Annotated in this window: 24 protein-coding genes; 6 read left to right on the top strand and 18 right to left on the bottom strand. The window is 58.7% G+C overall.

The features are described from left to right. The 9 genes from N4A58_RS10575 to N4A58_RS10535 form a co-directional block, all read right to left on the bottom strand. Entirely contained in the window at positions 1–513 is a 513-nt protein-coding gene (locus N4A58_RS10575; protein ID WP_293709395.1) for a TRAP transporter small permease, read from the bottom strand. Between the two features lies 1 nt (position 514). Next, on the bottom strand, positions 515–1,483 hold the full coding sequence (gene dctP, locus N4A58_RS10570; RefSeq protein ID WP_293709393.1) for a TRAP transporter substrate-binding protein DctP: 969 nt from the start codon (positions 1,481–1,483) through the stop codon (positions 515–517). A gap of 66 nt (positions 1,484–1,549) precedes the next feature. After that, positions 1,550–2,494, bottom strand: a complete 945-nt coding sequence (locus N4A58_RS10565) for a tripartite tricarboxylate transporter substrate binding protein (RefSeq protein WP_293709391.1) — start codon at positions 2,492–2,494, stop codon at positions 1,550–1,552. Next, entirely contained in the window at positions 2,491–3,528 is a 1,038-nt protein-coding gene (locus N4A58_RS10560) for an amidohydrolase (protein WP_293709389.1), read from the bottom strand. Before N4A58_RS10560 ends, N4A58_RS10565 begins: the two co-directional genes overlap by 4 nt. Continuing rightward, positions 3,528–5,024: a tripartite tricarboxylate transporter permease gene (locus N4A58_RS10555; protein ID WP_293709388.1), complete on the bottom strand. Its 1,497-nt coding sequence runs from the start codon at positions 5,022–5,024 to the stop codon at positions 3,528–3,530. The genes N4A58_RS10560 and N4A58_RS10555 overlap by 1 nt, the downstream gene beginning before the upstream one ends. Before the next feature lie 3 nt (positions 5,025–5,027). Beyond that, positions 5,028–5,489, bottom strand: a complete 462-nt coding sequence (locus N4A58_RS10550; RefSeq protein ID WP_293709387.1) for a tripartite tricarboxylate transporter TctB family protein — start codon at positions 5,487–5,489, stop codon at positions 5,028–5,030. 147 nt (positions 5,490–5,636) lie between these two features. Beyond that, entirely contained in the window at positions 5,637–6,593 is a 957-nt protein-coding gene (locus N4A58_RS10545) for a tripartite tricarboxylate transporter substrate binding protein (protein WP_293709386.1), read from the bottom strand. Between the two features lie 41 nt (positions 6,594–6,634). Further along, positions 6,635–7,315, bottom strand: a complete 681-nt coding sequence (locus N4A58_RS10540; RefSeq protein ID WP_293709385.1) for an RraA family protein — start codon at positions 7,313–7,315, stop codon at positions 6,635–6,637. Positions 7,316–7,317: 2 nt separating this feature from the next. Further along, on the bottom strand, positions 7,318–8,328 hold the full coding sequence (locus N4A58_RS10535) for a hydroxyacid dehydrogenase (protein ID WP_293709384.1): 1,011 nt from the start codon (positions 8,326–8,328) through the stop codon (positions 7,318–7,320). Positions 8,329–8,518: 190 nt separating this feature from the next. Here N4A58_RS10535 and N4A58_RS10530 point away from each other — a divergent pair, with 190 nt between their 5' ends. Further along, positions 8,519–9,418 (top strand): LysR substrate-binding domain-containing protein, encoded by a 900-nt coding sequence (locus N4A58_RS10530; protein WP_293709382.1) that lies wholly within the window; start codon positions 8,519–8,521, stop codon positions 9,416–9,418. Between the two features lie 36 nt (positions 9,419–9,454). On the opposite strand, the gene N4A58_RS10525 is transcribed toward N4A58_RS10530, so the two are convergent. The 7 genes from N4A58_RS10525 to N4A58_RS10495 form a co-directional block, all read right to left on the bottom strand. Continuing rightward, positions 9,455–10,552 (bottom strand): Gfo/Idh/MocA family oxidoreductase, encoded by a 1,098-nt coding sequence (locus N4A58_RS10525; protein WP_293709380.1) that lies wholly within the window; start codon positions 10,550–10,552, stop codon positions 9,455–9,457. A 107-nt stretch (positions 10,553–10,659) separates the two neighbouring features. Further along, on the bottom strand, positions 10,660–11,922 hold the full coding sequence (locus tag N4A58_RS10520; RefSeq protein ID WP_293709378.1) for an MFS transporter: 1,263 nt from the start codon (positions 11,920–11,922) through the stop codon (positions 10,660–10,662). A gap of 153 nt (positions 11,923–12,075) precedes the next feature. After that, positions 12,076–13,107 carry a DUF475 domain-containing protein gene (locus N4A58_RS10515; RefSeq protein ID WP_293709376.1) on the bottom strand — a complete coding sequence of 344 codons (1,032 nt, stop codon included), beginning with the start codon at positions 13,105–13,107 and terminating at the stop codon, positions 12,076–12,078. Positions 13,108–13,128: 21 nt separating this feature from the next. Then, a complete protein-coding gene (locus tag N4A58_RS10510; RefSeq protein ID WP_293709374.1) occupies positions 13,129–14,757 on the bottom strand; it encodes an ABC transporter ATP-binding protein in 1,629 nt (542 codons plus the stop codon). Further along, positions 14,750–15,685 (bottom strand): ABC transporter permease, encoded by a 936-nt coding sequence (locus N4A58_RS10505; RefSeq protein WP_293709372.1) that lies wholly within the window; start codon positions 15,683–15,685, stop codon positions 14,750–14,752. The genes N4A58_RS10510 and N4A58_RS10505 overlap by 8 nt, the downstream gene beginning before the upstream one ends. Positions 15,686–15,695: 10 nt before the next feature. Next, on the bottom strand, positions 15,696–16,610 hold the full coding sequence (locus tag N4A58_RS10500) for an ABC transporter permease (RefSeq protein ID WP_293709370.1): 915 nt from the start codon (positions 16,608–16,610) through the stop codon (positions 15,696–15,698). 69 nt (positions 16,611–16,679) lie between these two features. Next, on the bottom strand, positions 16,680–18,176 hold the full coding sequence (locus N4A58_RS10495) for an ABC transporter substrate-binding protein (protein ID WP_293709368.1): 1,497 nt from the start codon (positions 18,174–18,176) through the stop codon (positions 16,680–16,682). A gap of 317 nt (positions 18,177–18,493) precedes the next feature. On the opposite strand from N4A58_RS10495, the gene N4A58_RS10490 reads away from it, so the two are divergent. Next, on the top strand, positions 18,494–19,672 hold the full coding sequence (locus N4A58_RS10490; RefSeq protein WP_293709366.1) for an exo-alpha-sialidase: 1,179 nt from the start codon (positions 18,494–18,496) through the stop codon (positions 19,670–19,672). 21 nt (positions 19,673–19,693) lie between these two features. After that, complete coding sequence (locus N4A58_RS10485) at positions 19,694–20,809, top strand: iron-containing alcohol dehydrogenase (protein ID WP_293709364.1); 1,116 nt, start codon at positions 19,694–19,696, stop codon at positions 20,807–20,809. A 36-nt stretch (positions 20,810–20,845) separates the two neighbouring features. Here N4A58_RS10485 and N4A58_RS10480 read toward each other — a convergent pair whose 3' ends face one another. Both N4A58_RS10480 and N4A58_RS10475 read right to left on the bottom strand, forming a co-directional pair. After that, positions 20,846–21,583 carry a FadR/GntR family transcriptional regulator gene (locus N4A58_RS10480; RefSeq protein ID WP_293709362.1) on the bottom strand — a complete coding sequence of 246 codons (738 nt, stop codon included), beginning with the start codon at positions 21,581–21,583 and terminating at the stop codon, positions 20,846–20,848. Positions 21,584–21,594: 11 nt separating this feature from the next. After that, positions 21,595–22,629 carry a four-carbon acid sugar kinase family protein gene (locus tag N4A58_RS10475; RefSeq protein WP_293709360.1) on the bottom strand — a complete coding sequence of 345 codons (1,035 nt, stop codon included), beginning with the start codon at positions 22,627–22,629 and terminating at the stop codon, positions 21,595–21,597. 172 nt (positions 22,630–22,801) lie between these two features. On the opposite strand from N4A58_RS10475, the gene pdxA reads away from it, so the two are divergent. The 3 genes from pdxA to N4A58_RS10460 all read left to right on the top strand — a co-directional run bounded on the left by pdxA (position 22,802) and on the right by N4A58_RS10460 (position 26,276). Beyond that, positions 22,802–23,776 (top strand): 4-hydroxythreonine-4-phosphate dehydrogenase PdxA, encoded by a 975-nt coding sequence (gene pdxA, locus N4A58_RS10470; protein WP_293709358.1) that lies wholly within the window; start codon positions 22,802–22,804, stop codon positions 23,774–23,776. Between the two features lie 4 nt (positions 23,777–23,780). Then, entirely contained in the window at positions 23,781–24,668 is an 888-nt protein-coding gene (locus N4A58_RS10465; RefSeq protein ID WP_293709356.1) for a dihydrodipicolinate synthase family protein, read from the top strand. A gap of 189 nt (positions 24,669–24,857) precedes the next feature. Next, on the top strand, positions 24,858–26,276 hold the full coding sequence (locus tag N4A58_RS10460; RefSeq protein ID WP_293709354.1) for a calcium-binding protein: 1,419 nt from the start codon (positions 24,858–24,860) through the stop codon (positions 26,274–26,276). Positions 26,277–26,288 lie beyond the last annotated feature (12 nt).

The following is a 26,288-nucleotide window of genomic DNA, read 5'->3' as shown; positions in this document are numbered from 1 at the left end:
TTAGTCCTTTGATTTACGGAAGGTCAGCAAGAACTGCTCGACCAGAAAAAACGTCAAAACAGTGAAACCTGCAGGCAGGATAACCTGAGGAATCCACAAAGGGGTGCGCAGAACCGTCGGCGCAAACTTCCCGCGGGAAAATGAGCTGAGTGTCAGGTCTTTGGTCTTCCACGCGAGGACCACACAGATGATCACGGCAATCACGACGAAGAGCCTGATCAAGATGCGACGCGTCGGCTCTGACCATCGATCCAGCAGAAAGTGGACCTGAAACATCGCCGAACCACGCAAGGCAAGTGCAGCCCCGAAAAAGGTGATGAAGACCACGCCGTAGCCCGTCAATTCCTCGGCAAAGCCGAGTGAGTAATTGAAGGCTCCGCGCAAGAACGCTTCTAGGCACACAAGGATTACAAGAGCCGCCAAGACAATGCTCGTCAGAGCACCAGTTGCTTTGGCCGCTGTGTCGAAGAGGGGGCCGGCAGACACCGGCCCCTTTTTGTCGTCAAACTGCATCTTACTTGCCGATGGCTTCGCGCACGGTCGCGAGGGCAACTTCATACTCGGGGCCGTTCTCTTTGGCCCAAGCTTCCCAGAACGGAGCCAGTTTCGCGCTGGCATCTGCTGCGTCGCCGTCTGCCATATCGACCAAGGTCATGCCGGCCTCGGACTGCAGCTTTTTCTGTGCGACTTCGTCCTCGATAAAGGCAGCAGTGGTTTTGGGACCTTCTTCAGCCACGATAGCACGCAGAGCGTTCTGGGTGTCTTCGGACAGAGCCTCGAAGCTATCGGCGTTCGCGATGATCATCGAGTTGCCGTAGTTCACTGCAAAGCGATAGTTGTAGGGCAGAAATTCATGCCACTTCTTTGCGCCGCCCGCCGAGGCGGTCAGAACGCCTTCGATCACGCCACGCTCCAGCGAAGTGGGAACTTCGGATCCGGACAGAGTAATCGCGGCCCCGCCGAATTCTTCGATGAAGTGGCCCTGCTCGGGCGAGGTCACGCGAATTTTGTGACCGTCCAGATCCGCGAGCGAGTTGATCTCAAAAGTGGTGAAAATCGTCTGCTCGGGGTAGCGGTAGCCGCCCAACAGGACTACACCCTGCTGCGCAAAGGCATCAACCAAAGTCGGCTCCATCGCCGCATAGGCTTTGGCCCACTCTTCGTCATTCTCGATCAGCATCGGCAGGTTCAGAACACGTGCCAACGGCACACTGCCCGAAAAGAAGAAGTCCGCTGCCATGTCGATGATGCCATCGCCAACCGCCTGCGTGATGTCCGCCGAAGCGATCTGCAGAGTTTTGCCAAGGTGCAGGTCGATCTCAAGGTCGCTGTCCGCACCGACGCGCTCAACAATGCGGTTCATGCCTTTGACCGCAGAGGTCGAGGATACCGACGAGTAAGTGTAAGCCGTCCAGTCTTCTGCGTGCGCCACAGTTGCGGATGCCGCGATGAGCGCCGCGGCGCCAAGTGTTTTGAGTGTCATAGGGTGTCTCCTCCAAGTGTCATATCGTGTGTTTTGCGGGCCGGACGCAACCATCCAGCCTTACAATTACTTCCAAGGTGTCTCTTCCCAGATCTTTGCTGCGACGGCGTTTTGTTTTGCCGCGGTTTCGGCGAAATCAGCACCAACCATGAAGGCGATGGGATTGCCTTGCTCTGCCATCATGGCTTGGAAATCGCTATTTTCGTTTACGGCTGTCAGCGCAGCGCGAAGTTGATCAGCGGTCGCCTCGTCAATGCCAGCAGGGGCAACGATCCCGCGAAGCGATGACATCTGCACGTCATAACCCAATTCTTTGGCCGTCGGGACGTCGGGGCGGAAGTCAGAACGCTCGTCCGCAAGAACCGCGAGAACGCGCAACTCGTCGGGGAAGTTGGTCGTTTGGCCCAGTGTCATCGTGCCGCCCGCGACGTGGCCGCCCATGATCGCTGTTCGCGCGTTCGATGCCCCCTTGAACGGGACCAAAGTGAACTCTGCGCCCGCCGCTGCGGCCAGCATGTTCGCTCCAAAATGGTCATTACCTCCGAGCGAGGACAGTCCCAGCGTCACAGCGCCCGGATCAGCCTTGGCAGCAGCCAGCAGCTCGTCCAGCGTCTGGTAGGGCGAGCTTGCGGAAACCGTGATCGTGTTCGGGTCTTCGACGAAGTTTGCCAGATAAGTATAGCTGTCGACGTCATAATCCGCGTCGCGATCGTGTGTCAGGGCGAGTGCGGCTGGCAGATTGAACGTCCCCAAGGTGTATCCGTCAGGCTTGGCACCCGCCACCTCGGTAAAGCCGATCTGTCCCCCTGCGCCGGGCATGTTCTTGACCACAACGGAAGCGCCATCCCCAAGTTCTTGCTCCAAAAACTGCGCAACGGTGCGGGCCATTACATCTGTGCCGCCACCAGCGGAATAGCCAACAACTACCTCAATAGGCTTCTCAGGGTATTCAGCCAGCGCTGCCGTGGCCGACAGGCCAAGCGCGACCAGCGCGGTAAGGGTTTTCTTCATGACGGTTTCCTCCCGATGTCATGCGTGAAAATCTGATGATCGATGTCGTAGGTTTGCGCGGCCGTGCGCCAGAACAGCGCGTGGCGTTCGTCCTCAGACAGCGGTGCAGCCAAGCGCTTGAATGCGTTCCACAGGCTGACGTAGCTGAACTGCCCCTTATCGACGGGAAAGTTGCTCTGGAACATCGCGCGATCTGGCCCGAACAGGTCGAGCACCGCGGAAACCCAAGGCGCCCAATCCTTTGCTAGTTGATCTGACGCCGGTGGCTGCGGCGCGTCAGCGTAGCGCCAACCCGTCACCGAAAGGCCAAAGCCGCCAATCTTGATCCGTATATTCGGCGACGCTGCAACGCGTTCGAGACCTGATCGCCATGCACCGAAGCTCTCTGGATCAAAACGATCATGAGGGCCGACGCCTAAAGGTCCGCCGCAATGATCTATGACCACTGTTAACTGCGGCATCGCCTGCGCCAGAGCGTGAACGTCGTCGAGCTGAGTCTGATAGGCCCATATATCCAGCGTCAGCCCATGATCAGCGACTGCACGCGCCCCTTCGAGAAAGGCATCCGAGCGCAGCAGACCGTCAGGGGGCGGGTTCGGATTGGATTGAACCGCGGGATCTGAATGCCACGCTGTTGTATTCCGAATGCCTTTGACCTTGCCCTGCCCCGCTGCGCACAGGCTTTCCAGAACCGGCTGCACATCAACGCCCAACTGCAGATCCGCCATCGCGACAATTCCGGCAGGATGCAGGGGATGCTCTGCGCACCAGTCCAGAATGGTCTCGACTTCGCCAACAGGGCGCATGTGTTCAGGCCCGTTGGTGCGATACCCGGTGCGACATTGCACATACAGGCTGGCCCGCACGTCGTGCCCCGCGCCCACATCCGCCATCAACTCGGCCGCGCGATAGCGGCCTTCGGGACGGTCCCAAAGATGGTGGTGCGCGTCGAAAATTGGCTGCTCCGACGCAAGAATGTCTTCTTGCGCCAAGGCGAGCCAATCCTCGCGGACAGGATAGTGCGGGCTTGCCATCATGCGGCCTTACGGCTGTCGATAAAACGCTTCTTGAGCGACGGACCGACGATGACGGCAACAGTAAGCGCGACCAAGATCAGGCTTGTGGTGTTTTGGAACAGGACCATAGGATCACCGCGGCCAATGCGCAGGGCAAGGCGCAGGTTCTCTTCGGCAAAGCCGCCGAGGATCAGTCCGAGCACGACGGGCGGCAGCGGGAATTTTAGCTTGTCCATCACCCAGCCAACAGCACCGAAGCCAAGCATTAGGTAGACGTCGAACATACGCCCGTGGATCGAGTAGACGCCAATCAGCATCAGCACGATGATCACAGAGCCAAGTAGCGGACGCGGCAGGTTCAAGAGACGTGCAAAGCTGTTGGTGGCAAGGCTACCGCCAAGCAAAACCAAAAGGATCGCGCCGAACAGAAACTGCCACATGAAGCCGAAGACGATGTCCGGGTTGTCACGGAAAAGCATCGGACCGGGCTGCAGACCGTGGACCAGCAGGCCCCCAAGCATCACAGCTGCCACAGCTGTTCCGGGGATACCTAGTGTCAGGGCAGGAATGAGTGCTGAAGCGGTATCCGCATTGTTTGCGGTTTCGGCAGCGGCCACACCTTCGGGTTCGCCATCGCCCCATTTCTCAGGGTTCTTCGAGCCACGACGCGCTTCGTTATAGGACATGAATGCTGCCATCGAACCGCCAGCACCGGGCAGAATGCCGATCCAAATGCCGATGAAAGAGCCGCGCAACCACGTTTTCCAGAAGCCTTTCATGCGGGGCATCGCTTTCCAGATCGGCTCCGTCCCGAGCTTGGCGCTATTCACGCCCGTTTTCAGCGGAGTTTCCAACAGATCAATCACAGGCGGTAGCGCATACAGACCAACTAGAAGGATCACGATGTGGATGCCATCCAGCATCTCGAGCTGGCCAAAGGTGTAACGGTCATTGCCGTAGATCGGGTCAGACCCAATGACAGAGACAAACACGCCGAAGCACGCAGAGATCAGCCCCTTGATCGGGTTCCCTCCCAGAAGGAAGATGATCGAGGCAAGACCAAACACAGCCACCCAGAAGACCTCGGACGGGCCGAACAGCAGTGTCACCTTGCTGAGCGGAGGCGCGAGTAGCATCAGGGCAAATGCAGAGGCGACACCGCCAATGGCGGATGAAACCACAGCAACCTGAAGCGCGAAGCCGCCCTCGCCCTTTTGCGCCATCGGATAGCCGTCAAAGGTGGTGGCGACGGCTGCAGGCGTGCCCGGAATGCGCAGCAGCACCGCAGGGATCGCCCCGCCATACATCGCGCCGTTGTATATACCCGCCATCAGGCCGAGCGCGACGAGTGGCTCTAGGCCAAAGGTGAAGGGCACCAGAACAGAGATCGCCATCGTCGCAGACAGGCCAGGCATCGCGCCGACAACAATACCGGCGATGACACCGATGATGACGGCCGCAAAGTTAGCCCAAGCGAAAACGTCAGGAAGAGCATGAAGAAGATCGGAGTACATTGATCAATTCTCCCAAATGCGGCCGGCGGGAAAGTCCTGAGACATCCCGAAGTCAAAAATTAGCCAGATCGTGCCCACAACGATGACTGTCGCAATGAGAAGCCCCAAAGGATTACGGTATCCAAAAGCAAAGGCCACGAGCGGAATGGTCACCGCAGTGCTCACGTAGAAGCCGATGAAGTCACAGGCCAGCGCATACCCGAGGATTAGAAGGAAGGCCCCAACGACACGCTTAGGGGACTGGGTCATCTGCGTCGGTGCTTCACCTTTGGATGCTTTGCGCTGATCCATGGTCAGCAACGCCAGCGCAAGCACAATCAGACCGATCAGCATTGCGGCAGGCAAGAGCGCAGAGATCGAACGCAGATCAGCGGTCGGAACAAGGAAACCAGCCGCGACCACCACGATGCCAAGCGCAGTCAGCGTTTCGGGTCTGGTCAGACGGTTTTTGGATCGGTCGTGCATGACGTGCTCGTATTATAAAAGGAAGGGATTGGTGCGCGCGGACTCAGGACACCTTGTGTCCGCGCGCAGTGTGCCACTGATCCAGCGTTTGGCTGGGTCGGGACCACTGGGAGGTCGTGTCCGGCAAAGGGCCGGATCAGACGTGGGTTAGTTCCAAGGAGTGGTTTCCCACGCCTCTTTGGCCAGATCGTACAGCCCGTCGGTCAATTCGCGGAACTCTTGGCCGGTGACGACAGCAACAGGGTTCGCAGTAGCGGTCATCGCTTCGATGAATTCCGGATCCTGAGCAGCCTTTTCAAAGGCATCGCGCAGCTTGTTTGCAACATCTTCGGGCAAACCGGCGGGCGCTACGACACCGCGCATGGAGCCATTGATCAGGTCAAATCCCTGCTCGCGGAAGGTCGGCACGTCTGGCGCGAATTCCGAACGCTCGGGCTGCGCAACACCAAGGACGTTCAGCTCGCCCTGGAATTTCGCAACTTCGGAGACGTTGAAGATGCCGACAGCCACGTGGCCACCCATCACGGCGGTCCGTGCAGGCGCAGAGCCTTTAAAGGGCACGATCGTGAATTCGGTTTCGGTCATCTTCTGCAATTTGATCAGCAGGAAGTGGTCATCACCGCCAAGCGAGGACATGCCGACGGTGATCGCCAGCGGGTTCTCTTTGGCCGCAGCGATCAGGTCTTCCATCGTGTGAATGCCGCTGCCCTTGGCCGAGACGATGACGTTCGGGTCGTTCACCACGTTCGCAAGGTAAGTGAAGCTGTCACGATCATACGCCGCTTCGCGATCCAAGGTTCGCGCCATCATGCCAGGCAGGTTAAAGGTGCCCAAGGTGTAGCCATCCGCGTCCGCGCCAGCCACTTCGGTGATACCAATCTGGCCCGACGCGCCGGGCATGTTCTTGACCACGATGCTCGCACCTTCGCCAAGGTACTTCTCGACAAAGGGCATGGTGGTGCGCGCCATGACGTCTGTCCCGCCACCTGCCGAGTAGCCAACGATCACTTCAATCGGCTTCTCAGGATAGTCTTGGGCGAATGCAGCGCCTGCGGCGAGGGTCATGGCGCCAGCAATGGCGGCCTTTTTGAAGATGTTAAGCATGTCACTCCTCCTTGATCATGCGGGGTTGTTCTGGGGTTGGATCAGTCGTCGGGTAGAACGCAGCCACGTTCTTTGAGCGCGCGGTCCACCCAAGTGCGGTCATTGGTGCCCGCTTCGATGGCGGCCATCTGCTTGATTTCCGCTGCCGACTTGGCCTGCGTGGATTTCAGGATGTCCTCGGCTCCGTCAATCGGCACGCACAGCACGCCATCGCTGTCGCCAATCATGATGTCGCCGGGGTGGATCACCATGCCGTCGATCGCGATGGGTACGTTGATTTCGCCGGGACCGTCTTTGTATGGGCCGCGGTGGGTCACGCCAGCCGCATAGGTCGGCAAGTTGGTTTCACGGAAGTTATCCAGATCGCGGATTGCGCCATTCAGGACAAAGCCAACAACGCCTTTCTTGATCGCGTAGGCCAGCATCAGCTCGCCCATCAGCGCGTTCGCCAAATCACCGCCTGCGTCCACGACGATCACGTCGCCGGGCACAGCCATGTCGATCGCTTTGTGCAGCATCAGGTTGTCGCCCGGACGCGCTTTGACGGTCAAAGCCACGCCTGCCATTCCACCCGACGTATGCATTGGGCGCAGGGTCGGTCCTGCTGCCGTGATACGCGACATGCTGTCGGACACGTTTGCCACCGGCAGTTTTGCGAATTCCGCGACGAGTTCCTTGGAGGCGGTGCGCTCGCGGTTCAGGATACGAAAACCGATGGTCATAATTACTTCTTTCCTTGGACAAGTTGCGCCTGATCGGCAGCCATAAATTTGCGATTAATGATCCGCTCTGGCGGGACGGGCTGACCGTCGAGGATCTGGAAAATTCCGCGCACCGCATCGACCCCGACACGTGCGCCAGCCTGACGCGTCACACCACCGATGTGAGGGGTCAGAACAATCGCAGGTTCGGCAAAGAACGGGTGATCCGCAGCTGGCGGCTCGACCGCAAAAGTATCCAGACCCGCACCGGCCAATTGACCCGAATGGATCGCCGACACCAGCGCTTCTTCATCAATTAGTCCGCCCCGCGCAGTGTTGATCACATAGGCCCCCTCGGGCATCAGCGCGATCGTCTCCGCGTTCAGAATTTTGCGTGTTTGATCTGTCAGAGGGCAGTGCAAGCTCAGAATGTTAGACTGCGCGAGCATCTCTTCGAAAGTTGCGCAGCGCGTGACTCCCAGCTCCTCGAAGGCGCTATCAGGCGCGTAAGGGTCAAAGCCAACCAGCTTGATGCCAAGGCCTTTGGCCATCCGGCCTGTTGCCTGCGCGATCGACCCCATGCCCATCAGACCCATGGTGGAATTCGCGATTTCGCGACCCGCAAAGCCCGGCTTTTCCCAACGTCCTGCGCGCAAGCCCGCGTCCAAAGGGAGAACGCGCTTCACCGTCGCCAACAGCAAGGCGATCGCGTGCTCTGCCACGGATACCGCGTTCGCACCCGTGGCAACCAGAACAGGGATGCCCCGATCTGCCGCCGCTTGGATGTCGATGTTATCGACGCCTACACCATGCTTGGAAATGACCCGAAGCTGCGGCGCTGCATCCATTGCAGCGGCATCGATCCGGCCCATGCGCGATACAATCCCAACCGCGCCAGTCTTCTGCAGGTACTCAGAAATCACAGCGTTGTCTGCATAGGCAGGGGTATGCACCGTCTCGTATCCGTGGTCTGCCACCAAACGGGCAGCCGCGGGATCGAGGTCAGGCCCCGTAACCAGAATTGTTTTGCTCATCGCACATCTCTCCAAAAGCGTCCCGAAGCCTTCGGAACGCGGCATTTTCTGACAATTCTGTCGATTGGATCGCAGAAGGTCTCCCAACCCTGCCTGCGATATCCTCCTTGGCTGCCAACCGTAATGCGAAGAATGTCTTATCAAAAGCGCGTATTTCTGGTTATTAGATTAAGAAAAACTGGATTTAGGCATGGACACTCGGCAACTCAAAACGCTTCTCGCGATCCAATCCCACGGGACCTTTGCCCATGCGGCAGATGTGGTCGGGCTGACGCCATCGGCGGTGAGTCAGCAGATACAAGCGCTCGAAGACGAGCTTCGTGTAAGCATCTTTGATCGCAGCACGCGGCCGCCTAGGCTCACGCCTTCGGGACTTCAAGTCATTGAGATGGCGAAGGATATTTTGCAAAGAGAAGAAGACACAAAGGCCAGCCTGAGGGGCGATCAGATCGCAGGGACTTTGATGCTCGGCTCCGTTCGCTCCAGCGCGCTGAACCTCTTGCCACGGGCATTGGTGCAGATGCGGCAACGCTATCCGGACTTGAAACCCAGTCTGCGAATCTCGTTGTCTTCGCCACTGATCGCGGATGTGGCAGCAGGCCGCTTGGACGCTGCGATGGTCGCCGAACACGTAGGATTCCCGAACGCATTGCGCTGGAGTCCTTTCTTGCGAGAACCGCTATGGTTGATCGCGCCCGCGAGCATGGCCAGCGAGGACCCTATCGATTTGCTCAATACACGCCCCTATATCCGGTTCAGATGCGCGGTTCCGCTCGCAAACCTGATCGATACTGAAGTGTCGAGACTTGGGGTGGTCACAAACGATGTGGCGGAGGTGGACACGATCGGGTCGATCGTCACCTGTGTGAGGCAAGGGCTTGGGATTTCGGTGGTGCCTCATGTGGCCCTTCAGGAACCCGAAGATATCGGAATCATCAGGCTTCCTTTTGGCACGCCTCAGGTGACGCGCCAAATCGGAATTGTCGAACGCACCGTGTCCCCGAGGGGCGAAATCATCTCAAGGCTACACTCTGTCTTATCCGAACTCTGCGGAGAATACGGGGTCGAAAGATCGTCTTCGGGCCAATAAAGGCGCTTGCTGGAGGGTAGTGAGGCTCGAGCCGGTCTACTCCTCGACAGAGGTCCAGCGCCCATCGGCAGCATGAGACTTCAGGCAGGCATCAATAAAGCGCAATCCCTGCACGCCCTCTTGCACGCCTGGAAGGCCATCTGGAAGTGCGCCCGCCTCAATCGCATCCGCGGCGTCGGTGTAGAGCGAGGCGAATGCCTCTAGAAAGCCTTCGGGGTGCCCGGCTGGAACGCGGGATTTGCCCGCATAGCCCGGGCCACCGCGCGTCGAAATCTGCGTCGGCTCACCAAGTCGGGTAAAGCGAAGCTCCTCGGGGCGGTCGTGGCACCACTCCAGCCCTGCTTTATCGCCAACCACACGCAGCCTGATATCGTTGTCGAAACCGACACTGACTTGGCTGGCCCACAGCATCCCGCGCACACCTTCTGCCATGCGCAGCATGACGTGAATGTTGTCATCGACCTGCCGCCCCTCGACAAAGCTGTGCATTTCGGCGGAAACGGCTTCGATTGGAAGGCCCGTGACAAAGCGTGCCAAGTGCGCTGCATGCGTCCCGATATCGCCGATCGCGCCGGTGCCGGCTTGTTTCGGGTCCCCGCGCCACGCCGCTTGTTTGCCCGTTTCCGGTGCTGCCAGCCAATCCTGCACATATTCGACATTGGCGAGCCGCAGCTTGCCCAAGGCACCGGACGCCACCAACCGCCGCGCCTCTCGCAGCATCGGATAGCCCGCGTAGGTGTGGGTTAGAATAAAGAGCGCGTCCGACTGCTCCGCGATGGAGCGCAGCTTGAGCGCTTCGTCCAGGGTCGCGGTCATCGGTTTGTCGCAAATCACGTGGATGCCCGCCTCGAGAAAGGCCTTAGCAGGACCAAAATGCAGGTGGTTCGGCGTGACAATCGCCACCGCTTCGATACCGTCGGGACGCGCTGCCTCCTCGCGCGCCATCTCGGCCCAATCGCCATAGGACCGTTCCAAACCCAACTCCGCCGCGCTCGCCGCTGACCGTTCAGGCGTCGAAGAGAGGGCGCCAGCGACCAAGCGGAACCGCCCATCGAGCCGTGCTGCAATCCTGTGGACTCCGCCGATAAAGGCACCTTGTCCACCGCCTACCATGCCCAAAGCAATTTGCTTCATTTTCTCTTCCTGAACGAATGCGCGAGGGTGCAGTCTTGACCCGTCAGCGCGCCGCCGTCAAACCCCACGCCGTCAACACTGCGACTGCACTCTCCAGCGGTTGAGAGCTATGTTTGGGACGCATCCTGCTCCAGCATCTCTCGAGACTCGGCGGCCATCGTGACCGTCTCTGGCGTTGAGCCACGTCCAAGAGGTGTCGCCTGAAAGGCCACTTTGTCTTCGGCCCGAACGGGCGGCGCGATCCAGATCCGCAGCAAGGCAAAAAGAACAAGCAGCACGTGGGCAGATCCCGTCACCGCGAAAAGCCATTGTGCGCTGAACCCGCTCATCGCAAAGCCCGCTAAACTCGGGCCAACAATCGACCCAAGGCCAAAGACTAGCAGAAGCCCGCCGCTCACCTGAATGGCCAAACCGGTGTCGGCATGGTCATTGGCATGAGCCACAATCACGGGGTACATGGCGTAGACCGTAGCGCCAAACAGTCCCGACAGTGACAAGACAGCCCAAGCGCCCGCCACCCCATAGAACAGAAACAAGGCATCCGCTGCCACCGCCAGCACGGCAATCCCAAGCAAGACTTTGCGACGATCAAACCGGTCTGACGCGAAGCCCACTGGAATTTGGCTCGCCGCGCCTGCCAAAATGGGCAGGCTCGCAAAAAGCGCGATATCGGAGACTGTTAGTCCTATGCGTGCCGCATAAACGGCAGCGAGTGTGCCAAACGCTGCGTTTGAAATCCCGACCATAAAAACCGCAAACACCGCGATCGGGGAGTTGCGCCAGAGCTTCGGAAGGTCGAGCGACACCTGTGTCAGCGGCTTTGGCGTCGAGGTCGCGCTGATCGCCGTAGGAAGAAGCGCGAGGCAGTAAACCATGGCCGCAAGGACGAAAAACAAGTACCCAGTCGCATCCCCCAAAGTCAGCACCATTTGACCAGCCGTTGTCGCGGCGAGGTTCACCATCGTGTAGATCCCGAAAACCTTGCCGCGGGACGTGGCCTCCGTGCGTTCGTTTAGCCAGCTCTCGACGATCATCGCAGCGCCCGCAAAGCAGAAGCCCGACACCCCGCGGACGGGCACCCAAACCCAAGGTGTGATGAGAAGGAGCGAGAGCAGCACCGCAATCGCGGCAATCGCGCACATCACCCCGAATGATCGGATATGTCCGACGCGGCTCACCAGCTTGGGAGTGGCGACACAGCCAGCCACATATCCAATCGCCCACCCTGTTCCTAGCAGGCCAAGCGACGCAGCAGTGAACCCCTCTGCGACGCCTCTGATGGGCAGTACGAGTCCGTTCATGCCACCGGCAAACACCAGAAATGCAGAGCCAAGCAAAAGCGCGGAGAGAGGAAGCAAGCTACGAAACATGCCTGCAGCCTAGACGCGGAAAGCGATTTGGAACAACCCGCTCTGCGCGATAAATCTGTGGCACTTCGCCGAGATCAGGAATGCAGCAACGGCGCCTGATCCTACGATTGTATCAAGCGCCGCTGAAGGAATTGGCAGGAGCGGGTCGAACTCCTATCCCGCCTGCCTGTTGTGGTGAATGGACGCCAGCAATGAGCATCCGATCAGGCTGGCCCCGAGCAAACCGGTGATAACTTCGGGTACGTGGGTGAGCGATTGCATCAGCATGATGATCGCCAACACCAGCACCGAATAGAACGCCCCGTGCTCTAGATACCGAAACTGCGCCAATGTTTTACGCTCGACCAACATCAAGGTCATCGAACGCACATACATTGCGCCAATTCCTAGTCCGATTGCGATCAAGAACAGGTTTTGGGTCAGAGCAAAGGCCCCAATCACCCCGTCGAATGAAAAACTGGCGTCCAGCACCTCGAGGTAGAGGAAAGCGCCAAAGCCCCCTTGGGCGGCTGCGCGGCCAACGTCCTCTTGGGCGTCCAACAGGTAGCCCACCAATTCGACCGCGAGAAAGGTCAAAAGCCCGCAGATCGACGAAAAGAGAAATGTCGCTCCTTGCTCTTCGGGCAGAACGACGGTGAACCCGATCGCCATGAGCAAGACAATCGCGATCTCGACCCCTTTGATCGAGGACCACTTGCGCAGGCGCTCTTCGAGCATGCGCACCCAGTCCACATCCTTCTCTTGATCCATGAAGTAGTTGAGCGCGACCATCATCAGGAACGTACCGCCAAAGGCAGAGATCGATAGATGCGCTTCATCCATAATGCGGGCGTATTCTTGCGGCTGCTTGGCAGCCAGTATGATCGCTTCGATCGGGCCAATACGCGCAGCAATGACCACCACGGCCAGCGGAAACACGATGCGCATCCCAAAGACCGCAATCAGAATGCCCCATGTCAGAAAGCGATGCTGCCAGACCGGCGTCATGTCCTTCAGCTTGTTGGCGTTCACGATGGCATTGTCGAAACTGAGGCTGATCTCCAGCACTGCCAGAACCGATCCGATCAGCAGAAAAGACAGCGCGCCCGCAACCGTGCCCGTGGTCTGAAGCCCCAGCCAATACGCCAGAACAAGGCCGAACGCGGTCACGGCAAAAGGCCACTTGAAGTAGGAAAGCGCAGACATTGTGAGAGGGTACCTTTCGGATCAGGCTTGGGTCGCGGCCAAAGCCAAACGCTGGCTGCGACGTTCCGCTTGGACATCCGGGTCAGAGTCGAGACCAGCTGCCAACAGCCGCTGGGTGTAGCCCTGTCGCGGCGCTTCAAAAATCTGTCGGACAGTGCCGTGTTCTACCACCTGCCCGCGCTGCATCACCAACACGTGGTCGGCAAAGTCTCGGACCACGGGCAAATCATGGGCGATAAAGATGAACGCGATACCAAGCCGGTCGCGCAACTCACCGAGCAGCGCAATCACCTGCGCCTGAATTGAAACATCTAGCGCCGACACAGCCTCGTCGCAGATGATCAGATCTGGCTCCAGCGCGAGCGCACGGGCAATCGCGATGCGCTGTCGTTGCCCGCCAGAAAACTGGTGGGGATTGCGCAAGGCATGTTCGGGCTTCAGGCCCACTTGACCGAGCAATTCGGCGACGCGGTCTTTCCACTGGCTTTTCGGCAGGATGTCAGGATGGATCACCCATGCCTCAGATATGATCTGGAAAACCGTCATATGCGGGTTCAGAGATTGGGTCGGATCCTGAAACACCATCTGCAACTGGCGGCGCAGCGGCCCCATCTCGCGCGGTGTTTTCGAGAGGATCTCTTCGCCCTTCCAAAGCACCTGGCCGCCGCTGGCAGGTTCCAAATGCAGCATCAGGCGAGCGATAGTGGATTTCCCTGAACCGGACTCGCCAACGATGGCCAGCGTCTCGCCAGCATGCAGGTCAAAGTTCACGCCCTTGAGCGCAGCAAAACCGCCGTAGGATTTCTGAAGATTCTGCACGCGCAGGATCGGCTCCTCATCGGAGGCAGGGTCCCGCATCTCGCCTTTGCCCGGTGCGGCAGCCAGAAGCTTGCGCGTATAGGGATGCTGCGCGTTGTGATAGAGTTCGCGCGGCGTGCCGCTTTCGACGATATAGCCACCCTCCATGACAACCGCGCGGTCCGCCGCTTCGGCCACGACGCCAAGGTCATGGGTGATCAACAGCAGACCCATACCCGTTTCTTCTTGCAGCTCTTCGAGCAGGGACAGCACTTCGGCCTGCACGGTAACGTCCAGTGCCGTCGTGGGTTCGTCCGCGATCAGAATGTCCGGCTTCAGAACCAAGGCCATCGCGATCATCAGGCGCTGCCGTTGTCCGCCCGAGAACTGATGCGGGTACTTGTCCATCGACGCCTCGGGATCGGGAATACCCACGCGCTCCATCAGAGCCAGAGCACGGGCATAAGCCTCGTCTTTGGGTTTGCCGTGGGCCATCGCGGTTTCCGCGATCTGCCAGCCCACAGGGTAGACGGGGTTAAGGTGCCCAAGCGGGTCCTGAAAGATCATCGAGATACGCTTGCCGTTCAGGCGGCGGCGATCCTCGTCCGACTGCTTCAGCAGGTCGACCCCATCGAACAGGATTTGACCACTGGTGATCTCGCCCGGCGGCATGTCGATGAGATTCATAATCGCAGAGGCAGAAACCGATTTTCCAGACCCACTTTCCCCCAAAATGGCCAGCGTTTCACCACGGTCCAGATGCCAACTGATGCCGTTCACCGCTTTGACGATCCCTTGGGCCGTATGAAAGCGAACAGACAGATCGCGGACTTCAAGCAGATGATCAGCCATTCTTCTTTGCTCCGATTTCGAGGCGCCAACGTTGGGTCGGGTTCAGGGCGATACGCATCCAGCTGGACAGCAGGTTCAGGGACATGGTGGTCAGGATGATCGCCAGACCGGGCCAAAAGGCGAGCCACCAAGCAGAGGTCAGGTACTGGCGGCCTTGGCTCACCATCAGGCCCCATGTGATCTCTGGCGGCTGGATGCCGATCCCGAGAAAGGAGAGCGAGGATTCCGCCAGCATGACAAAGGCAAAATCAAGCGTCGCAATGGTCAAGAGCGTGGGCAGGATCACGGGCAGGATATGCTTGAACACGATCCGGAAGTTTGACGCACCCATAACAATCGCCGCTTGGACGAACATGCGTTGGCGCACCTCCAGTACCTCGGCGCGGGTGGTGCGCAGGTAAATTGGAATGCGCGTGATCGCCAGCACCAGTACGAGGTTCGCAATCGACGGTGACAGCATATAAAGCACGATCACTGCGAGCAGCAGCGATGGGAAGGACATGATCACGTCGGCCAGACGCATAATCGCCTCGCCCACCCAACGGCCGGTGTAGCCAGCGATCAATCCCAGCGCCGACCCGATGATCATCGAGGCGACGACTGCACCAGCCGCCACCATCATGGTGTTCTGCGCGGCGACAATGATCCGCGCCAGCAAAGGCCGCCCCAAAGCGTCTCCGCCGAGGATAAAGAAAAACCCGCGCTCCAGCTCAAAAGGTGCTGCATTGCGCGCGCGCAGGTTCGTTTTGGCCGCCATATCCTGCAGAAACATCGGGCCGAAAGTCGCGCAGAGCACGATTACCAGCAAAAACAGCGCAGCGACAAAGGCCAGTTTGTCCGCCCACAGCATCGCGATTACGCGGCGCAGACCGCTGACGGGCTTGGCAGGATCTTCTTCGGCGCGGACAGTGTCGGAAGTGTCAGTCATAGTCATGCTTTCAGGTCCGGATGCGGGGGTCGAGCAGCGCATAGGCGATGTCGATCAGGATATTCATCAGGAAGATCGCAATCGCCGTGACCATGATCGCCGCCAAGATGACGTTAAAATCCCGCTGCAGGATGGAGTCGATCATCAGCTTGCCCACTCCAGGGAAACCGAAAATCGTCTCGACCACGACAGCGCCATTGAGCAGCGCAGCCGCTTGGTCACCGATCACGGTGATCACGGGCAGCATGGCATTGCGCAGCGTGTGGACAAAGATCACGGGGCGGTTCTTGACCCCTTTGGCCCGCGCGGTCTTCACGTAAGGAGAGCCAAGCGCGTTGATCATCGATCCGCGCACGATCTGTAGGATCAGGCCGAACGGGCGGATAAAGAGCACGGAAATGGGCAAAATCCAGTGCCAGACGGTGCCAGTGCCACTGGTGGGCAGCAATCCGTAGCTGACAGAAAAGACAACGATGCCAACAATCGCGATCCAGAAATCGGGTGCCGAGGCACCGATGAGCGACAAGACAGACGCCACGCGATCAAACGGGCGGCCCACGTTGAAGGCCGCGATGGAGCCGACCACAATCGCCGCCACAGACACCAGCGCCATGGTGATCAGGGCCAGCCAAAGGGTCCAGACAAATGCCTCGAGGACGACATCAATGGCGGGGCGGGCTTTGCGCAGGCTCTCACCGAAATCGAGTTGTACGAGGTCGCCGATATAGCGGCCAAACTGCACAATCACGGGATCATTCAGACCGTGTATTTCGCGAAAATTCTGACGCATTTCTTGGGAGGCGTCGACTGGCAGGTACAGGGCGGCCGGGTCGCCCGTCAGACGCGACAGGAAAAACACCATCACGATCAGAACAAACAGCGAGATCAGACTCGATACTGCCCTCTTCCCAAGCATCGTTTTCATGAGAAGCTCCTTGGAACAAGTGCGTGCGCGGCACAGGGATATGCCGCGCACTGGGTCGGAGGAAACCGATTACTTCAGGCCAATTTCCGAAAGCTGGAGCTGGCTGTTGGTCGCGATGGTCGGTGTGAACTCGACATCGTTGCTCACGCGGGCATGGCCCACCATGTGGAACAGCAGTGCATCCGCGATCACGTCATCATGCAGGTAGCCAAAGAGTTCGGACCACAGAGCCACACGCTCGTCGCCGGTGGCGGCGGTCGCACGGGTGATCAGATCATCCGCCTTGGGGTCTGCGATGCCCGACTGTCGGCCCTCGGAATGGTACTTGAAGTACATCGAGAAAACCGGATCGCCGCGCGAGTTGTCGTGCTGCGCCCCCACCAGAACCGGCTGGTCCTGAACATAGGGTTTCGAGTAATACTGCTCGTGCTCGGCGACTTCGACCATTTGCAGGCGGATGTTGAACCCGACCTCGGACAGCATGGACTGGATCGCCTCGTAGGTTTCAGTGGCCCCGGGGAAGTTGCCGGTCCGGCCGACCAGCAGAATTTCGGTGTCCACGGGGACGCCATCTGCTTTGGCTTCTTCCAACAGCGCCTTGGCACGTTCGGGATCGTAGGGGCGCGCTTCGGTGTCAGCGTTCCAACCCAAAGTGGTGGGCACGTTCAGTGCCGTCGCGACCTGAGTGCCGTCCGCCAGAATGGTGCCAACAAAGGCTTCGCGGTCGATACCGATGTTCAGCGCTTCGCGAACCCGCTTGTCATCCAGCGGCGCGACCGAGTGGTCAATCCGCAGGTACGTGGTTTCCGAGTTGGGATAGGACGCATCCATATCCGTGGTCGCATCAATCGCAGAGATCGAAGGCGCAATGTCTGCCTCGCCCGCTTGAACCATTGCAGCGCGCACCGACGGATCAGCACGGAACACATAGTTTGCCGTCGACACGGCGGGTGCCTCACCCCAGTAATCATCGCGGCGCTCTAGCGTGATGCTCTGACCCGGAGCCCAGTTCGACATCACATAGGGACCTGTGCCAACGGGTTCACGGGTGAACTCAATCGCGGTTTCCGAGGGTACGATGGTCAGCAGCGACAAAAGCAGCGGCAGGATGGGCTGCGCCGGCTCGGTTGTAAAATCGATGGTGTGCTCGTCAACAACACTCGGCGTGATTTCAATGCCTTCGTAGTAGCGCGAGATTTCACAAGTGATCTGATCACTCTTGGCACGATCAAACGAATGCTTTACGTCTGCGGCGTCAAATGTGCTGCCGTCCGAGAAGGTCACGCCTTCGCGCAGCTTGAAACGCCACGTGTTGTCGTTCACCAGCTCCCAGCTCTCGGCCAGACGCGGCTTCAGGCCTTCGTCACCGCGCACGTCCAGCTCGGTCAGGGTTTCGCTGATGTTTCCCAGAACGATGCGGCCAATGTTTGAGCGCGTCGCCATACAAGGCTCGACCAGATCCGGCTCCTCTCCGAGAACGATCGTGACAGCGCTATCCTGAGCATAAGCTGGCGACAAGGCAGTCGTGGCCAATAGCGCGCACGCCCATAGCATAGAATGTTTCATTTTTCCTCCCTGAGGGCTGAGCCCCTCTCCTTGAGCAACGCACACATGGCACCCCGCCCCTTGTTGCGAGCAGCCGCGTGTCTCACCCGTCTGCACACCGTTTAACCGGATTCGCCAAATCATATTGGTAAACTTGAAAAGTGTTGTCAAACATTAAGGAGGAAAAAGTTAGAACCCATATATAGCACTGTTTTACTTAAATTTTCTGACGTCAGTCGCAGAAGCTTCAAAAATATCACCACACAGCAGTTGCGCAACTTGACAACTTATCCGCCATTTGACAACTTTTGAACCTGCACAGTGAGGAGGAGTGGCAGATGACGCCAGAAGACATCGCAACCCAGATGACCGGCGCTTTAGCGCCGCGTGAAGATGGGGATTGGGCCATTCTGCCAGCGCCCACGATCCAGAACCACGCTGCGTTTCTGACGGATTTACCCGATGGTGCGGTCGCCTGCGCATGGTTTGGTGGTACCCTCGAAGGCAAGTCTGACATTTCGATCTACGCATCCATCCTCGAGGACGGCGCGCCGTCATGGGGGCCAGCCGCGCAGCTGACCTATGACACGGAACGGTCCGAACAGAACCCTGTTCTTTTCACCGATCGTAACGGTCAACTCTGGCTATTCAACACCGCACAACCCGCTGGAAACCAAGATGAATCGCGTGTCTACATGCGCCCCATTCAGCGCGATGGCGCGACCTTGACCTCGGGAGAGGCGCGCGACATCGGTCTGCCCGCGGGCACCTTTATTCGTGCGCGGCCGTTTGTCAGGGACGACGGCGTTTGGGTCCTGCCTCTGTTCCGCTGTCACCCGCGGCCCGGCATTCGCTGGACAGGCGCGTTCGACACCGCCGCGATCGCCACCAGCCAAGACAACGGAAAGACGTGGGATGTCTCAGAGGTTCCCAATTCCCCCGGCGCCGTCCATATGACGCCTGTCTCTCTGGAAGGCGACGAGATGGCAGCCTTCTATCGACGCCGTCAGGCCGATTTCGTGCATCGTTCGACCAGCACCGATGGCGGACGCAGTTGGAGCGCACCAGAACCCACGGATGTCCCCAACAACAACAGCTCAATCGGCGTGGTTACCTTGTCAAATGGCATGGTCGCGATGGTCTGCAATCCGATTTCAGCCGCACAATCGGAGTCGCGACGCGCCTCGCTTTACGATGAACTCGAAGAGAACGATGCCCGCCCCGAAGCCCAAGAAGGCTGCCAGCCCATTTGGGGCGTCGAGCGCGCGCCGCTGACCCTGTGCCTGTCCTCCGACGGGGGCCGGACCTTCCCCACGCGGTATGTGATCGAGGATAGCACCGGAACCTGCCTATCCAACAATTCGACTGACGGCCGCAACAAAGAGCTGTCCTACCCCGTACTCCTGCCTCGCGCGGATGGCGGGCTGGATGTGGCCTACACCCTATATCGCCGGGCCATCCGGCACGTGCGGCTGAACGCGAGCACCCTCGCGCGCCTCATTGAACAAACGATCTGAAAGGAAGCCGCAATGTCTACGATGGACAGATTGATTACCATTCATCAACCAAAGCGGCTGGAAATCGGCGTTGGCGCTGCGGGGACCGTGGCGGACCATGCTGCTGGCGCAGAACGCCCGCTGGTCATTACGTCCGCCCCCACCCTGCAATATGTGGACCGGCTGGGACTGAAGGGCAGCATTCTGGTGATCGATGACGTGCCGCCGGAACCCGACCTACCCGCATTCGAGAAGGTTCTGGAACAAGCGCGCGCACATCAGCCCGACCTTCTGATCGGCCTTGGCGGGGGATCTGTTTTGGACATTGCGAAACTGGTCGCGGCGCTCTGGGACGGCGCGGAATCCCTGCGCGATGTCGCCGGCCCGAACAAGGTCTCAGGACGCCAAACGCCGCTCTTTCAGGTTGCCACCACTGCAGGGACGGGGTCAGAGGCAGGCATTCGCGCGCTCGTGACCGACCCTGAAACAAAGTCCAAGATAGCCGTCGAAAGCCCCCACCTGATCGCAGACCTCGCGGTTTTGGACCCTGAGTTGACCTATTCGGTCCCGCCAGCCGTGACTGCGGCCACAGGCGTCGATGCCATGGCCCACTGCGTTGAAGCCTTTACGAATATTCGCGCGCACGATCTAATTGATGGGTATGCCCGCATGGGCTTCAACCTAGTTGGTAAATACCTGCAGCGCGCTGTTGAGAATGGCAAAGACAGCGAGGCTCGGGCAGGCATGATGCTGGCCTCGTACTACGGCGGCATCTGCCTTGGTCCCGTGAACACGGCAGCGGGCCACGCACTGGCCTACCCCTTGGGCACGCGTCTATCCCTGCCGCACGGGCTGGCAAACGCGATCATTTTTCCGCACGTCTTGGCCTTTAACCAGCCCGTTGTGCCCGAAAAAACCGCCGAAGTTGCTACCGCTTTGGGCCTGCAAGGCGCGGAAACGGTGGACGGGCTAAAAAGTGCGGCCTTCGAGTTCTGCAAGAATCTGGGGATCGAGATGCAGCTGAGTACCCACGGTGCGAACGAAGCCGACCTCCCCCAATGGGCCACCGAAGCGCATGCAATCCGCCGCCTGATGGACAACAACCCGCGCGACATGAGCGTTGAGGATGTGACAGCCATCTACCGCGACGCTTATTAACTCTGGCTGCGCGACCACCACACGGTCGCGCGCCCTTTACTGCATCGATAGATCCATCACACCCGCGCCAAACAGGCGCTCCCGAGAATGGGACACGTGCTGGCGCATGACCGCACGGGCGCGATCGGGATCACGATCAGCAATCGCCTGATAGATGCCCCGATGCTCCTCGAGCACATTTTCCAGCGCAGACGCCCCATCAGACATCAACGCGTCACCGTGCATCTTCATTCCCACGTAGATATGATCCCGCAACGCCTTGAGCGTCTCGGCGTAGTACTGGTTGTTCGACGCCCGCGCGATGGCAAGGTGAAAGGTAAAATCCGCATCTTCGCGGTGCAGCCGAGAGCCTGTCGCATCCGACAACAGATCAAGAGCCTGCTCCATTTCATCCAGAATGCCCTGATTGCGGCGCTGCGCGGCCAAGCCGGCGGCGTCCACCTCAATCGTCAGACGAAACTCATAGCAGCGCTGAATGTCGGCGATGGTTTCTACGGGCGTGTAGCCAAGAGCAGCTTCGCGTTTCACCCGCACGAAATTCCCCGCGCCTTGGCGAGAAACAATCAAACCTTCTTCGCGGAGCTGCTCCAGCGCCACGCGCAAAACAGGGCGAGATACGCCGTATTGCGCCGACAAATCCTTTTCAGCGGGCAGCTTTTCGTTCGGACCATAATCCCCGCGCGTGATCCGCGACTTCAGAGCGGTATATACCTTCTCTGACAAAGGCGGACGCCCGCCGCGACCTTGGCTTCCCGCTGAGGTGTGCTGGTCCATTCCCGTTTCCTTTACAACTTCTCTTGCGCGCTCTGCAGAACCTCGCGCAGGAGCGCGGCATCCCCGAAGCCTCCGGATTTGGTCACTATTTTAAGGGGACCCCAAGGGGCCTCGACCTCGCACAATGGTAAACCGGGACGCAATTCTGAGATCACTTGTAAACTCTCGACGCCAAGCAGGTCCAGAGCTGCTTGCGCGGACTCGCCCCCGCAAATTAGAAGTGATGCCGGTTCGCACCGCCTGACACATGCCAAAATGCTCTGTGCAAATTGCGCGGCGGCCTGCGCGCCAGAAATTGTCTCATCGCCCTGCGCGATGGACAGGATCACAGGACCATCGGGCGAAGGATCGCCCAATAACACCCCATTTGGCGCGTGAAGCACCGGCGCGATGGCCTCAACTGCGGAAATTTGCGCCGCGGTCACAGGGTCCCGAGAGCCATTGGCGATCATTACCGGATCGCGCAACGCCCCGGTTTCGGGTGCCGAGACGCCCGATGCCCGAGCCAAAGCAAAAGCCAATCCACGCGCACCAACCCAAAGCGCCGCTCTACCCGCCTGCACAATCTGGTCCAAATCCGTGTCGGACCCAACGTCTGGCACAGTGACCGAACTTGTAAAACGAACCGAGACCGGGATGGGCTGATCCACACCCGCCCCGATTAACGAGCCATCTTCCACAAGCCGCCCCATAGTGGGGATCGCTGGCGCAGCAACAACCTGCTCCGCGCCGCTCCACGCAAGTAAAACCTCGGTCTCTGCGCCGACATTCCCTTTGAGCCGAGAGTCGACCTTCTTGATGATAACGTTGAAATCTTGGGGGTTTAAGCCACTCAACGCCTCAGTTACGCGCGCGCAGGCCAGATCAGCAGGGACCTCCCGACTGCCTGTGTTAATCGCAAGCACATCGCACCCCTCGGACCAGACGCGCGCCGCTCCCTCTGGGTGCCGCGCCACCCGCACGGTACGCCCTGCAGCGGCAAAGCCGACAGCCGAGTCGAGCGCCCCTGTCAGGTCATCTGCAACAATCAGAACCTTCTCGCTCATATTTTACCTATTATCATCTTGTTGTAAAAAACACTACGCGCAAGATAGCCCTAATTTCTATAGGAAATTTTACTATTCGAGAGAAATCTCCCAGACACACACCTCTAATGTTGATGTATTTTTACCTATAGGTTAATTGGATGATGCACTGACCGTTCGGAGGAGACCTGCAATGAGTGAGAAGATTGTCATAACGATGGGGGATCCTTCGGGCGTTGGGGCCGAGGTCACTGTCAAAGCCTTGGCTGGACGTGACGCCGCCTTGCGTGAGCAAACCATCGTGATTGGCGACCGGGATACACTGCAGCGCGCCGCCACCATTTGTGGGATCCCGCTACCGATCATCGCCCCTGACGCAGAAGGGGACGGCATTCGCGTCGATCACGTGCAGGTCGACGATCTGCCCAGCAAATTCGGCGTTCTGTCGCCCGCCTGCGGCGAGGCCAGTTATCGCTACATCGCGCACGCAGTTGAACTGACCATGGGGGGCGAGACCGCCTGCATCGTCACCGCGCCAATCAACAAAGAAGCGCTGAACGCCGCTGGTCACCACTTCGACGGCCACACAGGGATGCTGGCGCACCTGACAGGCTCGAAATCCTCTTGGATGCTGCTCGCGTCAGAGCGGCTGAATGTTGTGCACGTGTCCACCCATGTTTCTCTGCGCGATGCCATCGGGCGCGCCACAACAGAGCGGGTCTTGGAAACCATTCGTATGGGGCACAAGCATTTGCGCCGCATGGGGCTAGAAGAGCCACGGATCGCAGTCGCAGGGATCAATCCCCACTGTGGCGAGAACGGACTGTTCGGGAACGAAGATGACGTGGCCATCACCCCCGCCGTCGCCGCAGCCCAAGCCGAAGGCATCAATGTCCAAGGTCCGATTTCCGCCGACACCGTTTACCACCGCGCGTATCAGGGCGGCTTTGATCTGGTGATCGCGCAGTACCACGATCAGGGCCACATCCCGATCAAATTGGTGGCCTTTGACACCGCCGTAAACGTCTCGCTCGGGCTGCCGATTGACCGCTGCTCAGTCGACCACGGCACCGCCTTTGACATCGCGGGCCAAAACAAAGCCAACCATGACAACATGCTCTGCGCCCTTGATTATGCGGCGAAGATGGCAAAAGCGAAGCGGGGATAATCCAGTGACCGACCACAAAGAAGCCTTCGTCGCGCTCGTCACCTGTTTCAATGCCGACGAGACTATCAATTACGAGGCCACCCGTGCGCAGGTGCGCCGGCAAGTGGCCGCGGGCAATCACATTATGTGTGCAGGCACCAACGGGGATTTCTCTGCGCTAACTTTTGATGAAAAAGTCCGCCTGTGCCGCGAGGTGGTCGAAGAGGTGAATGGCCAAGCCAAGGTCATCGTGAACGCTGGCATGCCAGCGACCTTTGAAACGATCCAACTCGCGCGCGAATTCGACGCCATCGGTGTGGACGGCATTGCCGTCATCACCCCGTTTTTCATCGCCTGCACGCAAGACGGTCTGATCCGCCACTTCACCTCTGTGGCCGATGCGGTGAAAACGCCAGTGTTTCTCTATGACATTCCAGCGCGCACCCAGAACCACATCGAACCCGAAACTGCACGCGTTTTGTCCAAACATGGGAATATCGCTGGCATCAAGGACTCCGGCGGCGCCCAAGAGACGCTCGAGGCTTATATGGCGATTGGCCGCGACCAAAGCGGTTTCGACGTCTATTCAGGCCCTGATCATCTGGTGCAATGGGCGCTTGAAAACGGAGCGAAGGGCTGCATTTCGGGCCTAGGGAATGTGTTACCCGACGTGCTGGCAGATATCGTGTCCTGCGTGAATGCGGGCGATAGCGAAGGCGCGGCCAAGGCCCAAGAAATCTATACGGCCTTCCGCACAGACCTTTATTCGCTGGGGTATCCGCCTGCGCTGGTAAAGCGCGCGCTGTATCTGCAGGACAATTCAGTCGGCGCATCGCGCCAACCCGCCTTGCTGCCGGACCCCGACCAGGACGCAAAAATTGCCGAGATCCTTCAGAAATACGAACGAATGTAACGAACGCCAATCAAATTCAGCCAGCTGCCGAGAAGCAGGCGGCTGGCTTTGATAGCGGCCCAAGGGCCAAAGTTGGTGCGCGTGACCGCGCAACTGCAACAAAAAAATAAATAAAAATTGTAGAAACTTCCCAAAACCCGCGCCCGATCGTGAATAGTTGCCTCAAACATTTTAAGATCGGAGCTGTTCATGCGCGCACTATGGGATTTATCAAAAACCAAAGGTCTACCAGCCACCCTCGATTGGTCGTTTCTGAATTGGAGCAGTGAAGCCTATCTCGATGAAAACGCTGAACTGCAGAACGTAAAAATCGAATCCTCATCATATGGCTTCGTGAATGATACAGAGTTCAGGAAATTCGATATCGCCTACGAAGACCGGATCACATTCTCGGACGGTATGTTGGAATATGAGGTCTACGGCAGTGCGCTGGATGACCTTTCCGACACTGACTCGGCATTGATCACAGCGATTGTCTTTTCCGACAGCACGACGGGTGCTTCGTGGACGTTGGCGTTTGAAAATGAGCAAACGAAAATTCCGATCCGTTCCCCTTATGTTGTGGATGAGTTCGCGTCCCCGACCCTACGCGACCTCATCGAAACTTTCGCTATTTCGGAGGGAACACTCTCGTCTTTGACCGACCGTGTGTATGGATCGCCAAAGGCGGACCTGGTCAATGGCGGACAGGCGCGGGATTACATCAAAGGGGCCGCAGGGAACGATACGTTGATCGGCGGGAACGGTCAGGACCAATTGTTTGGACTTGACGGTGATGACCGCATTCTTGGCGGTGGCAAAGATGACCATTTGGCCGGGAATGCTGGAAACGACACCCTGATTGGCGGCCGAGGGGATGACCACCTGTCGGCCGGCTTTGGTTGGAGCAACAATGACGACCTCCTACGGGGCGGCCTTGGCGATGACTATCTTTACACGAACAAAGGTTCGGACACTCTGCTTGGTGGCGCGGGGGACGATGAAATTACTGCGGGTATCCCAGACGAGGAAGCGACACGTATCCTACGAGGTGGTGACGGTGACGATACAATTACCGACGAAGGGTCTAAGAACACCATCATGCGCGGGGACGATGGAAACGACGAACTCCACTCCCTGAGCACATACGGTAATGTACGCGCGAAAATGTACGGGGGGAGCGGGAATGACACTCTGTACTCTCGCTCCAAGCGCGACCAACTCTTTGGCGGTGAGGGGGACGACAGGATCGTCAGCAGAAGTGGCAATGAATTGTCCGCTGGCGGTTCTGGCAACGACACAATCCGCGCGGGCCAAGGCAATGACACCCTAAGGGGCGGCAGCGGCGATGACCGCTTGTTTGGCGGCAAAGGCGCTGATGTCTTTACGTTTCATGAGAACAACGGCAATGACACAATCTTTGACTTCAACCTTCGCTCAGACATCCTTCGCATTGAAAGCGCCCTCGTCGGTGGCTTGGCGGATGGCGCGCACGTGATCAGCACCTATTCTGAACTCAACAGCCAAGGAAACGTCGTCTTGGTATTCTCAGCCGAGAATTCAGTCGAATTCAGAAGGGTTTCCGAGGAAGACTTGGACTCCCTCTCGCTCGGGATCGAGTTTTTCTAGCCAACAACACGC

Source organism: Donghicola sp. (genome assembly GCF_025210255.1).
Taxonomy (GTDB): Bacteria; Pseudomonadota; Alphaproteobacteria; order Rhodobacterales; family Rhodobacteraceae; genus Donghicola; species Donghicola eburneus.
The sequence above is the reverse complement of the archived record's forward strand: the minus strand, read 5'-3'. Positions and strand labels throughout refer to the sequence as shown.